15 protein-coding genes and 2 riboswitches are annotated in these 14,809 nt (G+C 42.4%); of the genes, 6 read left to right on the top strand and 9 right to left on the bottom strand.

What is annotated here, in order from left to right:
• Position 1: 1 nt before the first annotated feature.
• Complete coding sequence (locus FC87_RS04355) at positions 2-262, bottom strand: hypothetical protein (RefSeq protein ID WP_035421799.1); 261 nt, start codon at positions 260-262, stop codon at positions 2-4.
• Positions 263-455: 193 nt separating this feature from the next.
• Between FC87_RS04355 and FC87_RS04360 the strand changes: the two genes are divergently transcribed.
• Both FC87_RS04360 and FC87_RS04365 read left to right on the top strand, forming a co-directional pair.
• Positions 456-1,820, top strand: a complete 1,365-nt coding sequence (locus FC87_RS04360; RefSeq protein WP_082619219.1) for a purine-cytosine permease family protein — start codon at positions 456-458, stop codon at positions 1,818-1,820.
• Between the two features lie 22 nt (positions 1,821-1,842).
• Positions 1,843-1,931: riboswitch (TPP riboswitch) on the top strand.
• A 97-nt stretch (positions 1,932-2,028) separates the two neighbouring features.
• Positions 2,029-2,592, top strand: a complete 564-nt coding sequence (locus tag FC87_RS04365) for an ECF transporter S component (protein ID WP_035421793.1) — start codon at positions 2,029-2,031, stop codon at positions 2,590-2,592.
• Between the two features lie 66 nt (positions 2,593-2,658).
• Here the strand turns inward: FC87_RS04365 and FC87_RS04370 are convergent, their stop codons facing one another.
• On the bottom strand, positions 2,659-3,837 hold the full coding sequence (locus tag FC87_RS04370) for an MFS transporter (RefSeq protein ID WP_051393795.1): 1,179 nt from the start codon (positions 3,835-3,837) through the stop codon (positions 2,659-2,661).
• Positions 3,838-4,071: 234 nt separating this feature from the next.
• On the opposite strand from FC87_RS04370, the gene FC87_RS04375 reads away from it, so the two are divergent.
• Complete coding sequence (locus FC87_RS04375) at positions 4,072-5,622, top strand: aldehyde dehydrogenase family protein (RefSeq protein WP_035421790.1); 1,551 nt, start codon at positions 4,072-4,074, stop codon at positions 5,620-5,622.
• A 95-nt stretch (positions 5,623-5,717) separates the two neighbouring features.
• On the top strand, positions 5,718-6,284 hold the full coding sequence (locus tag FC87_RS04380) for an LOG family protein (protein WP_009166444.1): 567 nt from the start codon (positions 5,718-5,720) through the stop codon (positions 6,282-6,284).
• 50 nt (positions 6,285-6,334) lie between these two features.
• Here the strand turns inward: FC87_RS04380 and FC87_RS04385 are convergent, their stop codons facing one another.
• From FC87_RS04385 to FC87_RS04405, 5 genes are all read right to left on the bottom strand, one after another.
• Positions 6,335-7,270 (bottom strand): alpha/beta hydrolase, encoded by a 936-nt coding sequence (locus tag FC87_RS04385; RefSeq protein ID WP_009166445.1) that lies wholly within the window; start codon positions 7,268-7,270, stop codon positions 6,335-6,337.
• A 14-nt stretch (positions 7,271-7,284) separates the two neighbouring features.
• Entirely contained in the window at positions 7,285-7,932 is a 648-nt protein-coding gene (locus FC87_RS04390; RefSeq protein WP_035421788.1) for an NAD(P)H-binding protein, read from the bottom strand.
• 305 nt (positions 7,933-8,237) lie between these two features.
• A complete protein-coding gene (locus FC87_RS04395) occupies positions 8,238-8,729 on the bottom strand; it encodes a phosphatidylglycerophosphatase A family protein (RefSeq protein WP_035421785.1) in 492 nt (163 codons plus the stop codon).
• Positions 8,730-8,740: 11 nt separating this feature from the next.
• Positions 8,741-9,394: an energy-coupling factor transporter transmembrane component T family protein gene (locus FC87_RS04400; RefSeq protein WP_035421781.1), complete on the bottom strand. Its 654-nt coding sequence runs from the start codon at positions 9,392-9,394 to the stop codon at positions 8,741-8,743.
• The gene (locus FC87_RS04405) at positions 9,391-10,803 is read right to left on the bottom strand and encodes an ATP-binding cassette domain-containing protein (RefSeq protein WP_035421778.1); all 1,413 of its coding nucleotides are present in this window, start codon (positions 10,801-10,803) and stop codon (positions 9,391-9,393) included. Before FC87_RS04405 ends, FC87_RS04400 begins: the two co-directional genes overlap by 4 nt.
• 66 nt (positions 10,804-10,869) lie before the next feature.
• Positions 10,870-10,959: riboswitch (TPP riboswitch) on the bottom strand.
• A gap of 154 nt (positions 10,960-11,113) precedes the next feature.
• Between FC87_RS04405 and FC87_RS04410 the strand changes: the two genes are divergently transcribed.
• Entirely contained in the window at positions 11,114-11,647 is a 534-nt protein-coding gene (locus FC87_RS04410; RefSeq protein WP_035421777.1) for a biotin transporter BioY, read from the top strand.
• A gap of 173 nt (positions 11,648-11,820) precedes the next feature.
• On the opposite strand, the gene recA is transcribed toward FC87_RS04410, so the two are convergent.
• Together recA and FC87_RS04420 are read right to left on the bottom strand one after the other, a co-directional pair.
• Complete coding sequence (gene recA / locus FC87_RS04415; RefSeq protein WP_009166451.1) at positions 11,821-12,921, bottom strand: recombinase RecA; 1,101 nt, start codon at positions 12,919-12,921, stop codon at positions 11,821-11,823.
• Between the two features lie 94 nt (positions 12,922-13,015).
• Complete coding sequence (locus FC87_RS04420; protein WP_009166452.1) at positions 13,016-13,246, bottom strand: hypothetical protein; 231 nt, start codon at positions 13,244-13,246, stop codon at positions 13,016-13,018.
• Between the two features lie 116 nt (positions 13,247-13,362).
• Between FC87_RS04420 and FC87_RS04425 the strand changes: the two genes are divergently transcribed.
• Positions 13,363-14,808, top strand: coding sequence for an APC family permease (locus FC87_RS04425; protein ID WP_035421774.1), 1,446 nt, complete (start codon positions 13,363-13,365; stop codon positions 14,806-14,808).
• The last annotated feature ends 1 nt before the right edge of the window (position 14,809 follow it).

A 14,809-nucleotide genomic window follows, 5' to 3' on the forward strand; every position in this document is an offset into this window, starting at 1 on the left:
CTCATGCACCAAAGTATTGCTGGATCTTATCTTTTGGGACAGAAAGTGGATGGTGATGTTTGTCGATAATGAAGTAGACATACTCACCAATTCCATAGCGTCCGGCGCGATCAGGACCGGTAACAGTGGCACGGTGAAGTTGGGAACTGATCGTGATTACATTATTACCAATCACATTAGCAATAATCTGATCGCCATCTTTGATTCCGACTTTAACCATTCCAACACTCTGACTTCGATAGATCGGTTCTTTAAGTGTCATAACGTTCATCCTTTCTTATACAATTGTCAAATAACTAAATACCCCCGCTAACCATCTGAATTATAGCATGAACGATTGGTAATGATTAATTTTTAGCGGATCTCCTAGGCAATATTTGGTGAATTTGATATACTGAAAGACGATTATTAATATAAAACAGACACAAAATGTTAATGTTTTGGAGGAAACTATATTGAATAATAGGAAGTATGCCGTCGATGAAATCCCTTTAAACGAACGAAATATGACGTACTGGGATATGTTTGCGACGTGGTTTGGTGCTAATGCCAATAATGGAACGTGGTTCATTGGTGGTGTGATCGCAGCCGCTGGCTTTTTCGGCGGAATCGTCGCAATGTTGATTGGTGGGATTTTAGCGTATATCTTCTTAAGTTTAATGGGTTACGTTGGTTACCGAACGGGAGCAACGACGACCGTATTATCAAGAGGTGCGTTTGGAATTCGTGGGAGCATCGTCCCTTCATTGATTAATATTACGTTGTTTTTAGGCTGGACAGCTGTTAATACCTTTATTGCAGCCACTTCCTTAGCCTTTATTTTTCACAGTCTGTTTCGGTGGCCACTCTTTGGACAACCCGGAGGGAACTTGGGCATGGTTGTTGGGATCTTGATTATGAGTTTTTTGTATATTCTTAGTATCATTTCTGGACAACGATCAGTTCAGCTAGTAGAGCGCATTGGGGTCATTTTAGTGATCGTCTTTGTGTTATTAGAGGTAATCGTTGTCTTTAAAAATGTCTCCATCAGTCAGTTAGCCCACTATCGAATTCCGAAACTACAACAGATGCCACTGGGAGTGGCAATTGATACGATTGCAGCGGCTAGTCTTGGTTGGGTAGTCGGGGGCGCTGATTTCACAAGATTTACTCGCAGCAAGAAGACGGCCATTAGAGCTCCCTTTTGGGGTGCCCTTTTAGGGTTAATGAGTTTCACAATTATCGGGATTTGTACCACGATTAGTGTGGCGTTGACCTCGGGAACTTATGACCCCAACAACTCTGATCCAAGCATCATTGCTAACAAATTAGGGTTAGGTTTGATTGCAATGGTGGTAATTGTTTTGACGAGCATGACAGCTAATGCGGTTAATATTCAAGCGGGAGCTTCTGCTTTAAATAATTTGGTGCACAAACTTAGCCTTAATAAGGCATTGGTTGTAATTACCTTGTTGTCAATGATCTTAACCTTTATTCCATTACTTAGCGGGAGTTTTTTAAATTCATTTATTGCGTTTTTAGATTACACCGGGATGCTTCTTGGTCCGATCATTGCCATCATGGTTGTGGACTATTTTATCTTGAATCAAGATCACTATACGGCGCAAGCATTAGCTGACCCGCAGGGAAAACTTTGGTATCAGCATGGTTTTAATTGGATTGCATTAGGAACTTTATGCTTGGGAGTGCTACTCTACCTAGGATTAAAAAGTATTCCAGTGATTAGAACATCAGTTGGGGCAACTTTTATCACCATGGGTCTAGTAGCAGTGGGGTACTATTTGTTGACAAAAGGCATTAACCGGAAACAAGTTAATTAAAATTATGTTATAATTCAACTATAATAAAGAGTTGGGGTGCCACGAGCTGAGATTAAACCCATTGAACCTGATGTAGTCCGTACTACCGCAGGGAACTTCCTTAATTTAGAAAATTAGAATCGCACTCGAGACGATTTGTTTAGATTTCTAAAGCACTCAGCTGGTGGCGGAGTGCTTTTTATTTTGGAAAAATATGGGAGGAATAACGATGAAGCGATGGTTTAAAACGTGGCATTTAAAAAATATTATTTTAGTTACACTAATTGGGATTGTTTGCGGTCTGATTTTTTGGTTGATGGATCCATTATATTCGCTGGTAACCGCGCTACTAACTCCTGTGGGATTAGCTCCATTTGCAGGAGCGACTTTATTGGGTTTTTGGACGATGGCAGGGCCGCTGGCGTTGCTAGTCCTTAGGCGACCAGGAGCAGGTTTGTTGGCAGAGTTCTTTGGAGCAGCTGTTGAAATGCTACTAGGTGGAATTTGGGGGGCTGCGACCTTGGTCTCGGGACTGATACAGGGAAGTGGGTCTGAGCTAGGCTTTGCCTTAACTGGTTATCGTCGTTATGATTGGCTAGGAATATCATGTTCAGTAATAACGACGACCATTGTGACCTTTGGTTGGGAACTAATTAAGCAGGATTATGCAGGGTTTGGTTTTTGGATGCTAGTAGCAATGTTTCTAGTTAGCCTGCTTTCGGTATTTTTATTTAGTGGTCTATTGCCAAAATCAATTGCTAATTTACTGCAACGTTCGCATCTCTTGGATTGATATTCAAAATAAAAGCACGCTGATTTATAAGTCAGCGTGCTTTTATTTTGAAAACTAAGATTGCCATTAGTCAATTGTCCCGGGACGTCCCGCCTGAAAGCCCAAGATGATCATGAGAAAGCCAAGAATGATCAAGAATAAAAGAGCCCATCCAATTGAGTTAGTATGCGTTGCGATGAGTCCAAAAATAGTTGGACCTAGAGCAGCAAGGGTATATCCAATGGTTTGACTCATACCGGAAAGACTGGCAGCAGTTTCGTTTTGTTTAGTCCGTAGGGTAAAGAGCATCAAGCACAAACTAAATGATGCTCCGGTTGCTAACCCAAGTAAGATTGATGCCAGCAGTAGGATAATATAATTTGAACTGAGTAGTAGTGTAATCCCAACGATAAAAGTGCTCCCAGCGATTATGATAAAAATGGACTGGCTGTGCATTTTTTCAGCAAGCATAGGAACAAGGAAGGAGGCTGGTAGAATCATTAATTGCAACAGCCCTAACATGAAGCCTCCCGTAGCCGGTGAATAACCCTTTTGGTCAATGATGTTTGGTAACCAAGCCACGCAGGTGTAGAAAATTAGGGATTGAATGCCCATGAAAGTAGCTAGAGACCAAGCGGTTTTGGAACGGTATAAGTTAGTTGGTGCCGGCGCGGTTATTTTGGAATTAGTGGATGCCGATTGTTGCGAAGGCGAAGAGAAGTAGATGAGTAACCACAGAAATAGAATGGGAATAATAATAATGCCAACGGTTGCTAACGCAATTAGTGGCAGGTTGTTAACCTTTTCGAGGACCGGAATAGCAAGACTAGAACCCACAGCGCCCATGAAATTCATAGTAATGGTATAACCACTCGTAATTTTACCAACATGCTGGGGAAAGTAGCGCTTTGTGAGGGCAGGAAGTAAAACATTGCCAAAACAAATCCCGACAGCTAGGATGATGGTTCCCAGAAAGAGACCAAAATTGTTGGTAAACGAACGAATGAAGATGCCGATTAGCATTAAGATAATCGAGACAACGATGCTAAGATTTAATCCAATTTTTGTAGCAATTCTTGCAACGATAATCGACGTGAAAGCAAAGACCAACAGGCTAATGGAAGTTAGCTGGCTCAAGGTGGTCATTGACAATCCGGTAGTCTGGTTAAGGCGCGGTAGTAATGGACCGACTGAGGTAAGTGGAATCCGTAAAATAGCAGCTAATAAGAAGATTCCCAATAAAATTAATCTAGTTTGTTTTTTCATTATTAATTAGATCGTGTCCTTTCTCAAAAGAAGATCAGTTGTATTGTAGTATAGCATAATTTATCAAGAAGTCAGGAAGACTCGCGAGTGATTGGCTCGGATCCTTTACTAATTTGGTAAAATATTTTACACTAAACCCGTTGTTTAGATTCTTAGATTTAATGCTGGAAGCTTCCCATTATTTTTAAAAACCTATTGATAATGAGCTTAACTACTATTTTGGGGGACTCAACTATGAATTTTGTAAACGAACCAGAATTAGATCTTACGCAAGAAGCAGTTCAAAAGCATTTACAGCAAGCATTTGCTCAATTGGATGCAACTGATACACCAGACATTCCGCTGGTCATTGGCGGCAAACGAATCTATACTGATGAGACTTTGGCCAGCGTTAATCCAGCTCAGAAAAGTGAGGTTGTTGGGAACCTATCGTTAGCGCAGCCAGCCCAAATTGATGATGCCCTAGCTGCTGGCCGACGAGCATTTCAGGAGTGGAAATTTATATCTGTAGCCGATCGCAATCAGCTGGCGACCAAACTAGTTAATTTGGTTCGCGAGCATCGCTATGAATTAATTGCCATTATCGTGGAGGAAAGCGGTAAGAATGTTGGCGAAGCTGACGGCGAAATCTGTGAATTGATTGATTTTATTCATGCTTATATGATTGGAATGGAACAGTTAAAAGATGGATTAGATTACTTGGTCCCCTCGCCGGTGGAATCGCGCGAAGCTCGCTATTTACCGCTTGGAGTCGGAGCAGCGATTGCTCCTTGGAACTTTCCGCTTGCTATTTTAGGTGGCATGGTGATGGGAGCCGTTTTAGCTGGGAATGCTATGATTATGAAACCCTCATCGGATACGGCCGTGGTCGGTTATCGACTATTTGAATTAATGGAGCAGGCTGGTTTTCCAACGGGGCTGATTAATTTCATAACGGGCAAGAATGCAGAAATGGGAGATTACCTAGTTAAACACCCTAAATTACGGTTTATTAATTTCACGGGTTCAAAGCAAGTAGGATTGCACATTAACCAATTAGCAGCAACTCCACAGCCAGGACAGATTTGGATTAAACGAGTTGTTGCGGAAATGGGTGGTAAAAACGCCATTATTGTTGATGACGATGCTGATCTTGACCAAGCGGCAGCGGGAATTATTTCATCAGCCTTTACCATGCAGGGGCAGAAGTGTTCGGCTAACTCGCGCCTGATTGTGTTAGACTCCGTTTACGATCAGCTCTTAGCCAAGGTTGAGACCAGGATGAAAGCTTTAAATCATGATCCTGCCCGCGCAAATGGTGATGTCGGTCCTGTAATTGCTAAGCGTGCTTTTGATAAAATTACTAGTTATATTGATTACGGTAAGGACAATCCAGAGCAAAATACCCTGCTAGTCGGGGGAAATTATGATGATACACAGGGATGGTTTATTGAACCCACACTTTTTGAGGTTACAGCTACTTCACGGATTTTCAATGAAGAAATCTTTGGACCAGTGCTGGGGGTCATCAAGGTATCTTCGTTCGAAGAGGCTCTGCAGTTAGCAAATGATACAGCTTACGGTTTGACGGGGTCACTGTACTCTAAAAATCAAGCTCATATCAAAACCGTTGTTGACGATTGGTATGTGGGAAACTTGTACATTAATCGGAAAACGACGGGGGCCGTTGTTTACCAGCATCCCTTTGGTGGTTTCAATCTCTCAGGAACTGATGGGAAGACGGGAACAACTAATTACGTCCAACAATTTTTGGAACTACAGTCGGTTACTAACCATCATGGTTAGTTAAAAAGCACGCTAGTTAAAAACTAGCGTGCTTTTTAATGACGATTGTTAATATGCTATACTTTTATTATTACAGCAATTGAAAGGAAATCTTGATGAAGCGATTAGCAGTGTATTGTGGAGCCTATACGGGCAAAAATCCGGCTTATCGATTAGCAGCCACCCAGTTAGGGAAAATGATGAATGAACGTGATCTCGAGTTAGTATATGGCGGTGGTACCGTCGGCTTGATGGGAATCATCGCCCAGTCCGTGCTTGATGGTGGTGGTAAAGTACACGGAATTATGCCACATTTTTTAAGAGATCGAGAGGGTACCGTCGAAAATGGAGCTGAGTTGGAGTTTGTTCCTAATATGGCGGTGCGAAAACAACGCATGTTGGATTTGTCAGATGCCTGTCTGGCACTGCCAGGCGGTCCAGGAACCCTCGAAGAAATTATTGAAGCTTTCTCTTGGGCAGTGCTGGGTCAAAGTAGTAATCCGTGTGCCTTTTATAATGTTGATGGTTATTATACGCAACTAGCTAACATGTTTGATCGAATGACAGCAGATGGCTATCTCACAGACGATAATCGAGCGAAGCTTTATTTTTCGGATTCATTTTCAGACATTTTTAATTTCATGGAAAATTATCAACAACCTAAAATTCGTGAATACGACTAATTAAAGGGGCGTGATTAGTATATTACTAATCGCGCCCCTTTAAAAAATGGCTATAGATATTTACCAAAAAACTCTACTAATTTTGCAATCGCAGGGTCAACTGCTTTTGGTTGGTCGTAAAGTTCATAGTGAGTAACTCCATCAATAATTGTTAGTTCTTTGTGTTCAGAAGCGGCTTTTTGATAGATCTCATAGCTAAAACGATAAGAACCAAAGCCACCGGGAATGCCACCAGCAATTAATTCTAGTGGTTGCGTTAATAGGCGATCTGCTAGGGCAGCAGCATCAAAAGCAATGTCTTGGGCAAGACTGGTGTAGACAAATTGGTTAGGGGCATACGGATCTTGACCACGGGGAGTCAGATAGTAGTCAATGGCTTGTTCAATATCAACATCGTTAATTCCAGCGGCTTCGCGCGCTTTTTGGCTGGCCGGAAGAACGGGAATGTGTTTAACCTCGCCACCACGAGCTTCGATGGTTCGTTGACGACCCATATCTTCTAGGGTTTTAATCAGAGAAGCGTTATCAGGACCAAAGGTTAATTTGTAGACGTCACCAACATTAGCGGCGGCTACACCAGCAACTGCTTTAATCCGATGATCAATCTTGGCCGCGTTGATGGTAAAACCACCACCACCACAAATTCCCATTACGCCAACTCGTTCGGCATCAACGTAGGGCAGAGTTACCAAGAAATCAATGGCAAACATTACCCCCTCTGTCCGTGCAGCTGGGAGTTCAGAATTGTGTGGTTCTCCTTCACTTTGTCCCTGATAGGGAGAATCATAGGCAAGAGCTAAGAAGCCATGTTCAGCTAATTTAGTAGCGTAAATCTTACCAGATGTTTGATTGAAATCACTACTGGTAGGGTGATTAACTACAATTACTTCATGTTGGTAGCTATCATCAAAATTTTCGGGGAAAAATAGTCGTCCCTTCATTTGTAATTCCCGAGCGGAAAAAGTAACGTCTTTAGTAGTAATCATGAAATTCTCCTTTATTAAAGCCAAGCGGGCTTGTCACCATCAGTGTTGGGCTTGTTAATTCCAATACTGTCATTTTGATAGAGGGTCGGATCGTTGATGATTTTAATGATGACATCAGCAACACTTTTGCGTGATACTTCGGTTCCCTTAAATGGTTCGTCAGCAGCAGTGATTTCGTAATCAACTTCGTCGTAGTTAGTTAACCAAGCAGGACGTAATTGCGTAGTATTGATGGCAGTTGCTGCTTTAATGAGACGATCAGATTTCCGCAAACCCGGTAAAGCAGCTTGGATGGTTTCCTCATTCCAACGACCAAAGGCACCTGGAACTTCATGCAGTGCTCCCAACGCACTGTAAAAAATCAAGCGCTTTTGCCCGGTTTGTTGCATAGCGTCAAGAATTGGTTTGGCAGAGCGATCCAGATTGATTCCACCTACATTGGAGTAGACGATATCAATGTCCTTTTGCATGGCTGCTTTAAGTACAGCAACATCTTGAACGTCACCATCAATAATGGTAATCCGATCGTTATTTGCATAACGGGATAAACGCGAAGAGTTTCGTAAATATAAGACTAATTGGTCATCAGTTTCGTTTAGTAGACGTTCGATGACGATTTGAGCCGTGGCACCGTAAGCCCCTAAGATTAGAACTTTTTTCATAACAATGAAATCCTTTCCAAAGCACAGTTTTGGAGTTCATGATTTTAATCACTAGCTCTGAGTTGATTTTACTGCATCGGCGGGGAAGACGGTCAAGTAAAAGGAACCAGACCTGACAAAGTTTAATGAAAAATAAATGATCCAGCTGATGTGAAAAACGAGGGGCAGATTTAACAAATTTTTAGTAATTATTATTATTTATGCTGAATGGCCGGCTTGATTTTTTGGGGTGCCGACAGTTCAAACAGACTGGTACTTATATAAAGGAGTATTTTCACTGGAAACTCCACTGGGGAATCAGCGAGTTAGGACTGCTGATGAGCAATTTTGGCGGCGACGGCTGCGGCCACTCCTGCCACTAAGTCATCAGTAAAGGTGTTGACACAGTGCTGGTTGTGATCAAGATTATGCAGAATGCCACGTTTATAAAGATCAAGCTCATTAAAATTAGTCATGCCAATGGTGCCATACCACGTGGCGATGCCAAGGGCCAGGGTTTCGTCAGTACCGAAGACCCCTAGATCATGAGCGCTAATTGCCTGAAGTGGTTCTTGAAGCTCATGCTGAGTAGCTGCTTTATCAAGGGCGAAGCCGACTAGCATTCGATTAAGGACCTCTGGTTGGTGTAATAGTTCGATAACCATGGTTTTAATGGTAGCAAAGGCAGGAACCGGACTATATTGTTGTTGTAATGCTTGGGCAAGGCTGGCAATGTCGGCAATGGTGATGTGTTGTTTTGCCAGTTGTGAAATGATGTTTTGATAGGCAGTCGTGTAGGGATAAGATGATTTATTCATGAACCGGCTCCTTAATGACAAAAGATGATGATACATTGGACTGCGCCCAAAATGATGAGGCTCAGACTCCAATCTAATTTAGTAACGATGGGTTTAGAAAAATGAGTTCGAGGTTCATTTTCTACGAATCCCTGTGACTGCATTGCTAGGGATAGGTTATTTGACCAATTAATTGCTAGGATAAGGGCTTTGAAATAGAGGGTTGGTTGCCAAGGGTGCAGGGTTTTTCCACGCATATTACCGTTGGCACGAATTACTTTGATTTCATAGCGGAGTCGGGGTAATAAATTAAGTGCCGCTAGAATTCCGTAAATAAACTTAGCCGGTACATGTAAATTTTGTTCAAGCGCATGGGCGAGATTAATGGGTGAGGTGGTTAAGGAGAAACTAAGACCAAGAAATACATAGGCATACAAACGGGAAAATAAGATGATGCCGCGATAGAAGCCATGACTGCCACCGTAATATAACTGTGATAAAAAAATGCCGAGAGCCGGTAGCAATGCCAGCAAGCTGATAAATAAAAAAGTTTTCAAATGCAGGTGTTGCCAAAATAAAATCGCCAGCGCCCCAATGATTACCGCAATGTTCAAGCTTAGATTTGCTACCAAAGAGATTTCTAGGGCGATGATAAAAACGAGCATTAATCTAATTGCTGAATTCATAGGAGGCCCTCCTGATAAGACAAGTGTTGTTGCTGAAGATGGACATGATACTGAAAAAAATGATGCTGTTCAGTAAGCTGATGGCTAACAATGATTAAACTTCTACCTCTGGTACTGAAATGTTTTTGTAAGATTTCTTCGAGGGAAAAAATGGAGGCGACATCAAGTCCAGCAAAGGGTTCATCTAATAAGAGGACCTCAGGATCACGAATCAGTAACAGCAAGACTTGTAGTTTTTTTTGTTGTCCACCACTAAGTTGGTAGACAACTTGGTCTTGGGTGTCAGTAAGCTTCAGCTCCGTAAGCACCGTTTGGATTTTGGCAGTCGTCCAGTAGGTTGACAACCGGTGCCGGTAGGCTAATTCTAGTTCTTCTTGGACGGTAACAGCGAGGAATTGGCTTTCAGCTTGTTGAAAGACTAAGGCTAACTGGTGGTAGAGTTGTTGGGACTTGAATTTTTGCAGTGGTCGCTGTTGAAACAAAATTGTGCCATGATAGTCAGTTAAACGGCTAAGCGATTTTAACAGGGTTGATTTCCCACTGCCACTGGCCCCGGTTAATAAGGTAACTCCCGGATAAAAGCGAAAAGAGCGCGCCTGAATTAGTAAGCGCTGGGATCGAAGTAGTTCAAACTGCAAGAGTTCAAAAGTTGGGAGTTGCCGCAAAGCTGGAAGGGAAAACTTAAGGGGAACCGGTTGGTGCTGTTTTAAAATTACGGAAATTTGTTGCGGAGCGCTGGCAACCACAGTCTGTCGTTGCGAATCAACTGTAAAGAGTTTGTCTGCAAGGCCCTGATAGCCATTTAAGTCATGATCAGCAATGATAATGGTTTTGTGATAGTTGGTTTTTAATTCCACTAGTTTCGCTAAAATGGCTTGTTTAGCCATCGGATCAATGCTAGCAAAGGGTTCATCGAGTAGCATAATCTGGGAGTCTAAAGCGACCATAATTGCCAAAACCACCTTTTGTTTTTCACCACCGGAAAGGCTAATAATTTGTCGCTCACAAAGTTCAGGAATCTCACAAAAAGCTAGTGCATTCGTAATTTTATCTCTGATAGCACTAGCTGGAACTTGGATGTTTTCCAGTGCAAAGGTGAGTTCTTCTTGGACGGTTTGCATGACAAATTGCTGGTTGGGGTCTTGAAACATCATGCTAACTAGCGGGGTTCGCTCAGATGGTTTGACCGCAGTGATGGCGCGTTGACCGAGATAAATTTTGCCGGTAGTAGTTTTCCAGTTACTCGGAGCTAAACCGGCAATCATTTTGAGAATTGTCGACTTTCCACATCCAGATGGACCAGTTAAAAGAGAGAGGTTGTGGTCAGGAAACGTGCAGGTCATATTTTTAAATAAGGGTTTTTGGTTTTTATATTTAAAAGTAAAGTTGTCAATTTTAACATTTGGCATCGCAGTTCCTCCAATAAAAAAACCGTTTCCATAAGCAGGAAACGGCTGAGTTTAATTTAATTAGACAACGGCATGTCAATCATTACCTCCGCTAGCATTACCTAGATCAGGTTCAACGGGTATAATCTCAGCCACTTGGCACCCCAGTTATTTAATTACCATAATTATATCAGGTTTAGTCCAAATGTGACAGGTTGTGGGAATTGTCAGGGAGCAAAGCTGATGAGGGCGCTAATTGGGAACAGAGTTCGTTATTAGCAACCGATGTTTGTTACATTAATAGCCACGAATCCAAAAAAGAGGTTATCATATGAGATTAAAAGAAGTTACCTATTGTGGGGCAATGGTGGCAGTAATTGCTTTGTTAGGAATTATTCCACCGTTTCCACTGCCAGGCTTACCCGTGCCCATTTCTTTGCAGACAACCGGAATTATGTTAGCTGGGAGCTTGTTAGGGAAAAAGCTAGGAACCATCAGTGTGCTGATTTTTTTACTAATGGTTTCCCTAGGGTTGCCGCTATTGACGGGCTTTCGCGGAGGTTTTGCGGTTTTTCTTGGACCGACGGCTGGTTATTTGTTTAGTTGGCCAATTTGTGCCTTTTTAATTGGCTGGTTGGGCGAAAAATTACCAATTCCAGCGGTTTTTTGGCGCTTTTTGGGAGCCAATTTACTTGGTGGGATGGTCGTAATGAACCTAATCGGTTTGTTAGGATTAGTGTTATTGCAAAATCTACCATTGGCGCACGCATTTTGGGGTAGTTTGATTTTTTATCCTGGTGATGCGCTCAAGGCGGTTGTGGTTGCAATGGTTACGCAACAATTGGTAGGTCGGATTAAACTTTGAGATGTGAGGGTGTTAGCTGTGGTGGTCAAATTTTTTTATTTGGGGCGAAATTTAGGTAAGAAAAAAGGTTTTATTCCAATATGACTATCGGAATAAAACCAGAAAATTAGATGTTGCTTTTTATCAGATGTTCTAATGCTGAATGCTTGTTATGCATTAACTATAAAATGAAATTAAAGATCTAACGATTGCTCGGTTTCATCGGTTGGTTTGTCTGCCTTTGTTTGGGAAGCCGGTTCCGTCGCAGGTTGCTCTGGTTCCGCTTCAATTCCATAGGCCACGCGAACCTTGTGAGTAATTTCGTCCACGAGTTCTGGACGGTCTTTTAGATTAGCGACGGTTTTATTTAATCCCTGTCCTAAGCGCTCTTCACCGTATGAATACCAAGATCCAGATTTGTTAATAATATCCTGCTCAACAGCTAGGTTGACCATATCTGCAATTGGCTCAATACCATGACCAAAACTCATCAGAGTTTGTACGGTCTTAAACGGAGGAGCAACCTTGTTTTTAGCGACTTTAATCTTGGTTTCCTTACCAACCACTTCTTGTCCCTCTTTGGACTGTTTACTCCCACTAACACGGAGACGAACACTAGAATAAAACTTAAGTGCGCGACCGCCGGGAGTGGTTTCGGGGTTACCGAACATAACACCGACTTTTTCGCGTAGTTGGTTAATAAAGATGACCACGGTATTGGTTTTGTTAATATTAGCGGTTAATTTTCGTAATGCTTGCGACATGAGGCGGGCCTGTAAGCCAACATGAGAATCCCCAATATCGCCTTCAATTTCTGATTTAGGGACTAGGGCTGCTACAGAATCGACCACCACTAAATCAATAGCACCAGAGCCAATTAGTGCGTCAGCAATTTGCAAACCCTCCTCACCAGTTCCTGGCTGGGAAAGCAGTAAATCATCGATATTAACGCCGAGGGCCTTGGCATATTCTGGATCCAATGCATTCTCAGCATCGATATAGGCAGCAGTGCCACCGTTCCCTTGAACGGAGGCGACGGTTTGTAACGCAATGGTTGTTTTACCAGATGATTCGGCACCAAAGATTTCAACAACTCGACCACGAGGAAACCCACCAATCCCTAGGGCGATATCTAATGATAGGATTCCAGTGGAAATGGCATCAACGGCAGTATTAGGGGATTCGCCCATCCGCATGATGGCACCTGTTCCGAATTCTTTTTTGATCTGTTTTAAAGCCTTATCTAACTCAGCCTGCCTAGCATCCTGAGCATTTTTCTTTGGGGTTGCGGCCATAAAAACACCTCTCTTTTACAAAATGTGAACATATGTTTGGGATCTCAATAAACTCATTCTACGCTATTAGTTACGAAAAACCAAGTCGAAACGACTAGAGTTTTTTCTTAATCTCGTAGGGTTTGGTGGTGTTGGCATCAGTTTCGGCGGCACTAGTTAAAAAGATATCAAATGATTGGTTTTGTGTACCATGTACGACGATTACATTTGCATCGCCAAGATTTTGATGCTGGTTACGATAGATTTGAGCGCTACGCACGGCTTCTTGATAGTCTTGAAAATTACCCAGTGAATTGCCAGGATTGAAAAAAATAGTTTCGGACATAAGAATTACCACCTTTCTAAACCAATTATACCGTATTTAAAATTAACTGTATCTTTATTAAAAGTTTACATTTATAATTATAAGAAATATTTTAGCAAGCAAGCAGGAGAATTGAAATGCATCATTTATGGCAACAAATTACACGTAAAGAAGATCCGCAAAGATTACAAAATCATGATGCACAGTTAGAAGCACACATGACGACGAAAGATTTGTTGGGTTTAGGTTTAGGAATGGTGGTTGGAACGGCAATTTTTACGCTACCGGGGATTGTAGCAGCAGAACATACCGGCCCGGCTGTAGCCCTTTCCTTTATCGTGGGGGCTTTGGGAGCCGGGCTAGCGGCCCTAGCCTATGCTGAAATGGCAGCTACTTTACCGGTAGCTGGTTCGGCATTTTCGTGGATTGGAGTGTTGTTTGGTGAGGGGTTTGGCTGGATTGCTGGTTGGTTAATGCTATCGGAGTATTTTTTGGCAATTACCTTTGTGGCTTCCGGCTGGTCGGCCTACGTTCAGGGCTTTTTAGGGGAATTTGGGTTTCACCTGCCGGCTTTTTTATCTTCAGGATATAATCCTAAAACTGGTGGGGTTTTTGATATTTTTGCTGCGTTGGCGATTATTTTAGTGGCGATCTTACTAACTAAGCGCTTGCGAGGAGTTAATCGGGTTGAGAATTTGTTGGTAGTTTTAAAAATTGCAGTAGTGCTGCTCTTTGTAATCGTTGGAATAACTGCAATTCATCCCGAAAATTATCATCCATTTCTTCCAGCCCACAAACCAGGCACTTCCTTTGGAGGAGTGACCGGCGTGATGGCCGGGGCTGCTCAGATTTTCGTGGCCTATGGAGGCTTTGATGTGATTGCCTCGAATACAGCAGAAACTAAGGATCCTGGAAAAAACATGCCACGTGGAATTTTAGGAACGCTTTTGATCGGAAGTAGCTTGTTTGTGGCGGTTTCATTGGTATTAGTCGGGATGTTTAGTTATCAAAAATATGCCAATAACCCAGAGGCTTCTGCTTGGGCCTTACGCCAATCCGGGCATCTACTTACTGCCAATTTACTAGCGGTAGTGGCGATTGTCGGCATGTTTGCTTCCCTGATTGGCACCCAGTTAGCAAGTTCGCGCCTAGTCTATGCCTTTGGCAGGGACGGCATGTTACCAAAGCGTCTGGGTCGCATTAATCACAATCATTTACCAATCAATGCTTTGTTGGTTGTTACCATTGCGGCTGTGGTTGTCGGTTCAATGTTACCCTTCACCTTTTTAGCTAATTTGGTTTCTGCTGGGACGTTAATTTCGTTTATCTTTGTTGCACTTGGAATCTATGCGTTGCGTCCCCGTGAGGGAAAAGATTTACCACTTCCCAAGTTCAGAATGCCATTTTACCCCGTCTTACCAGGAATTTCAGTACTGGTCTCACTAGCAATTTTTCTGGAGTTAAGTTCAGATGCCAAAACGTTAACTGCCGTTTGGTTTGTGATCGGGGTTGTAATTTATCTGTTATACGGTAAAAAACATTCTAGCAATGCGACGGAAACAGAGCCAAAGGAGTTGAAATAAT

It is taken from the genome of Fructilactobacillus florum DSM 22689 = JCM 16035 (assembly GCF_001436645.1).
GTDB lineage: Bacteria > Bacillota > Bacilli > Lactobacillales > Lactobacillaceae > Fructilactobacillus > Fructilactobacillus florum.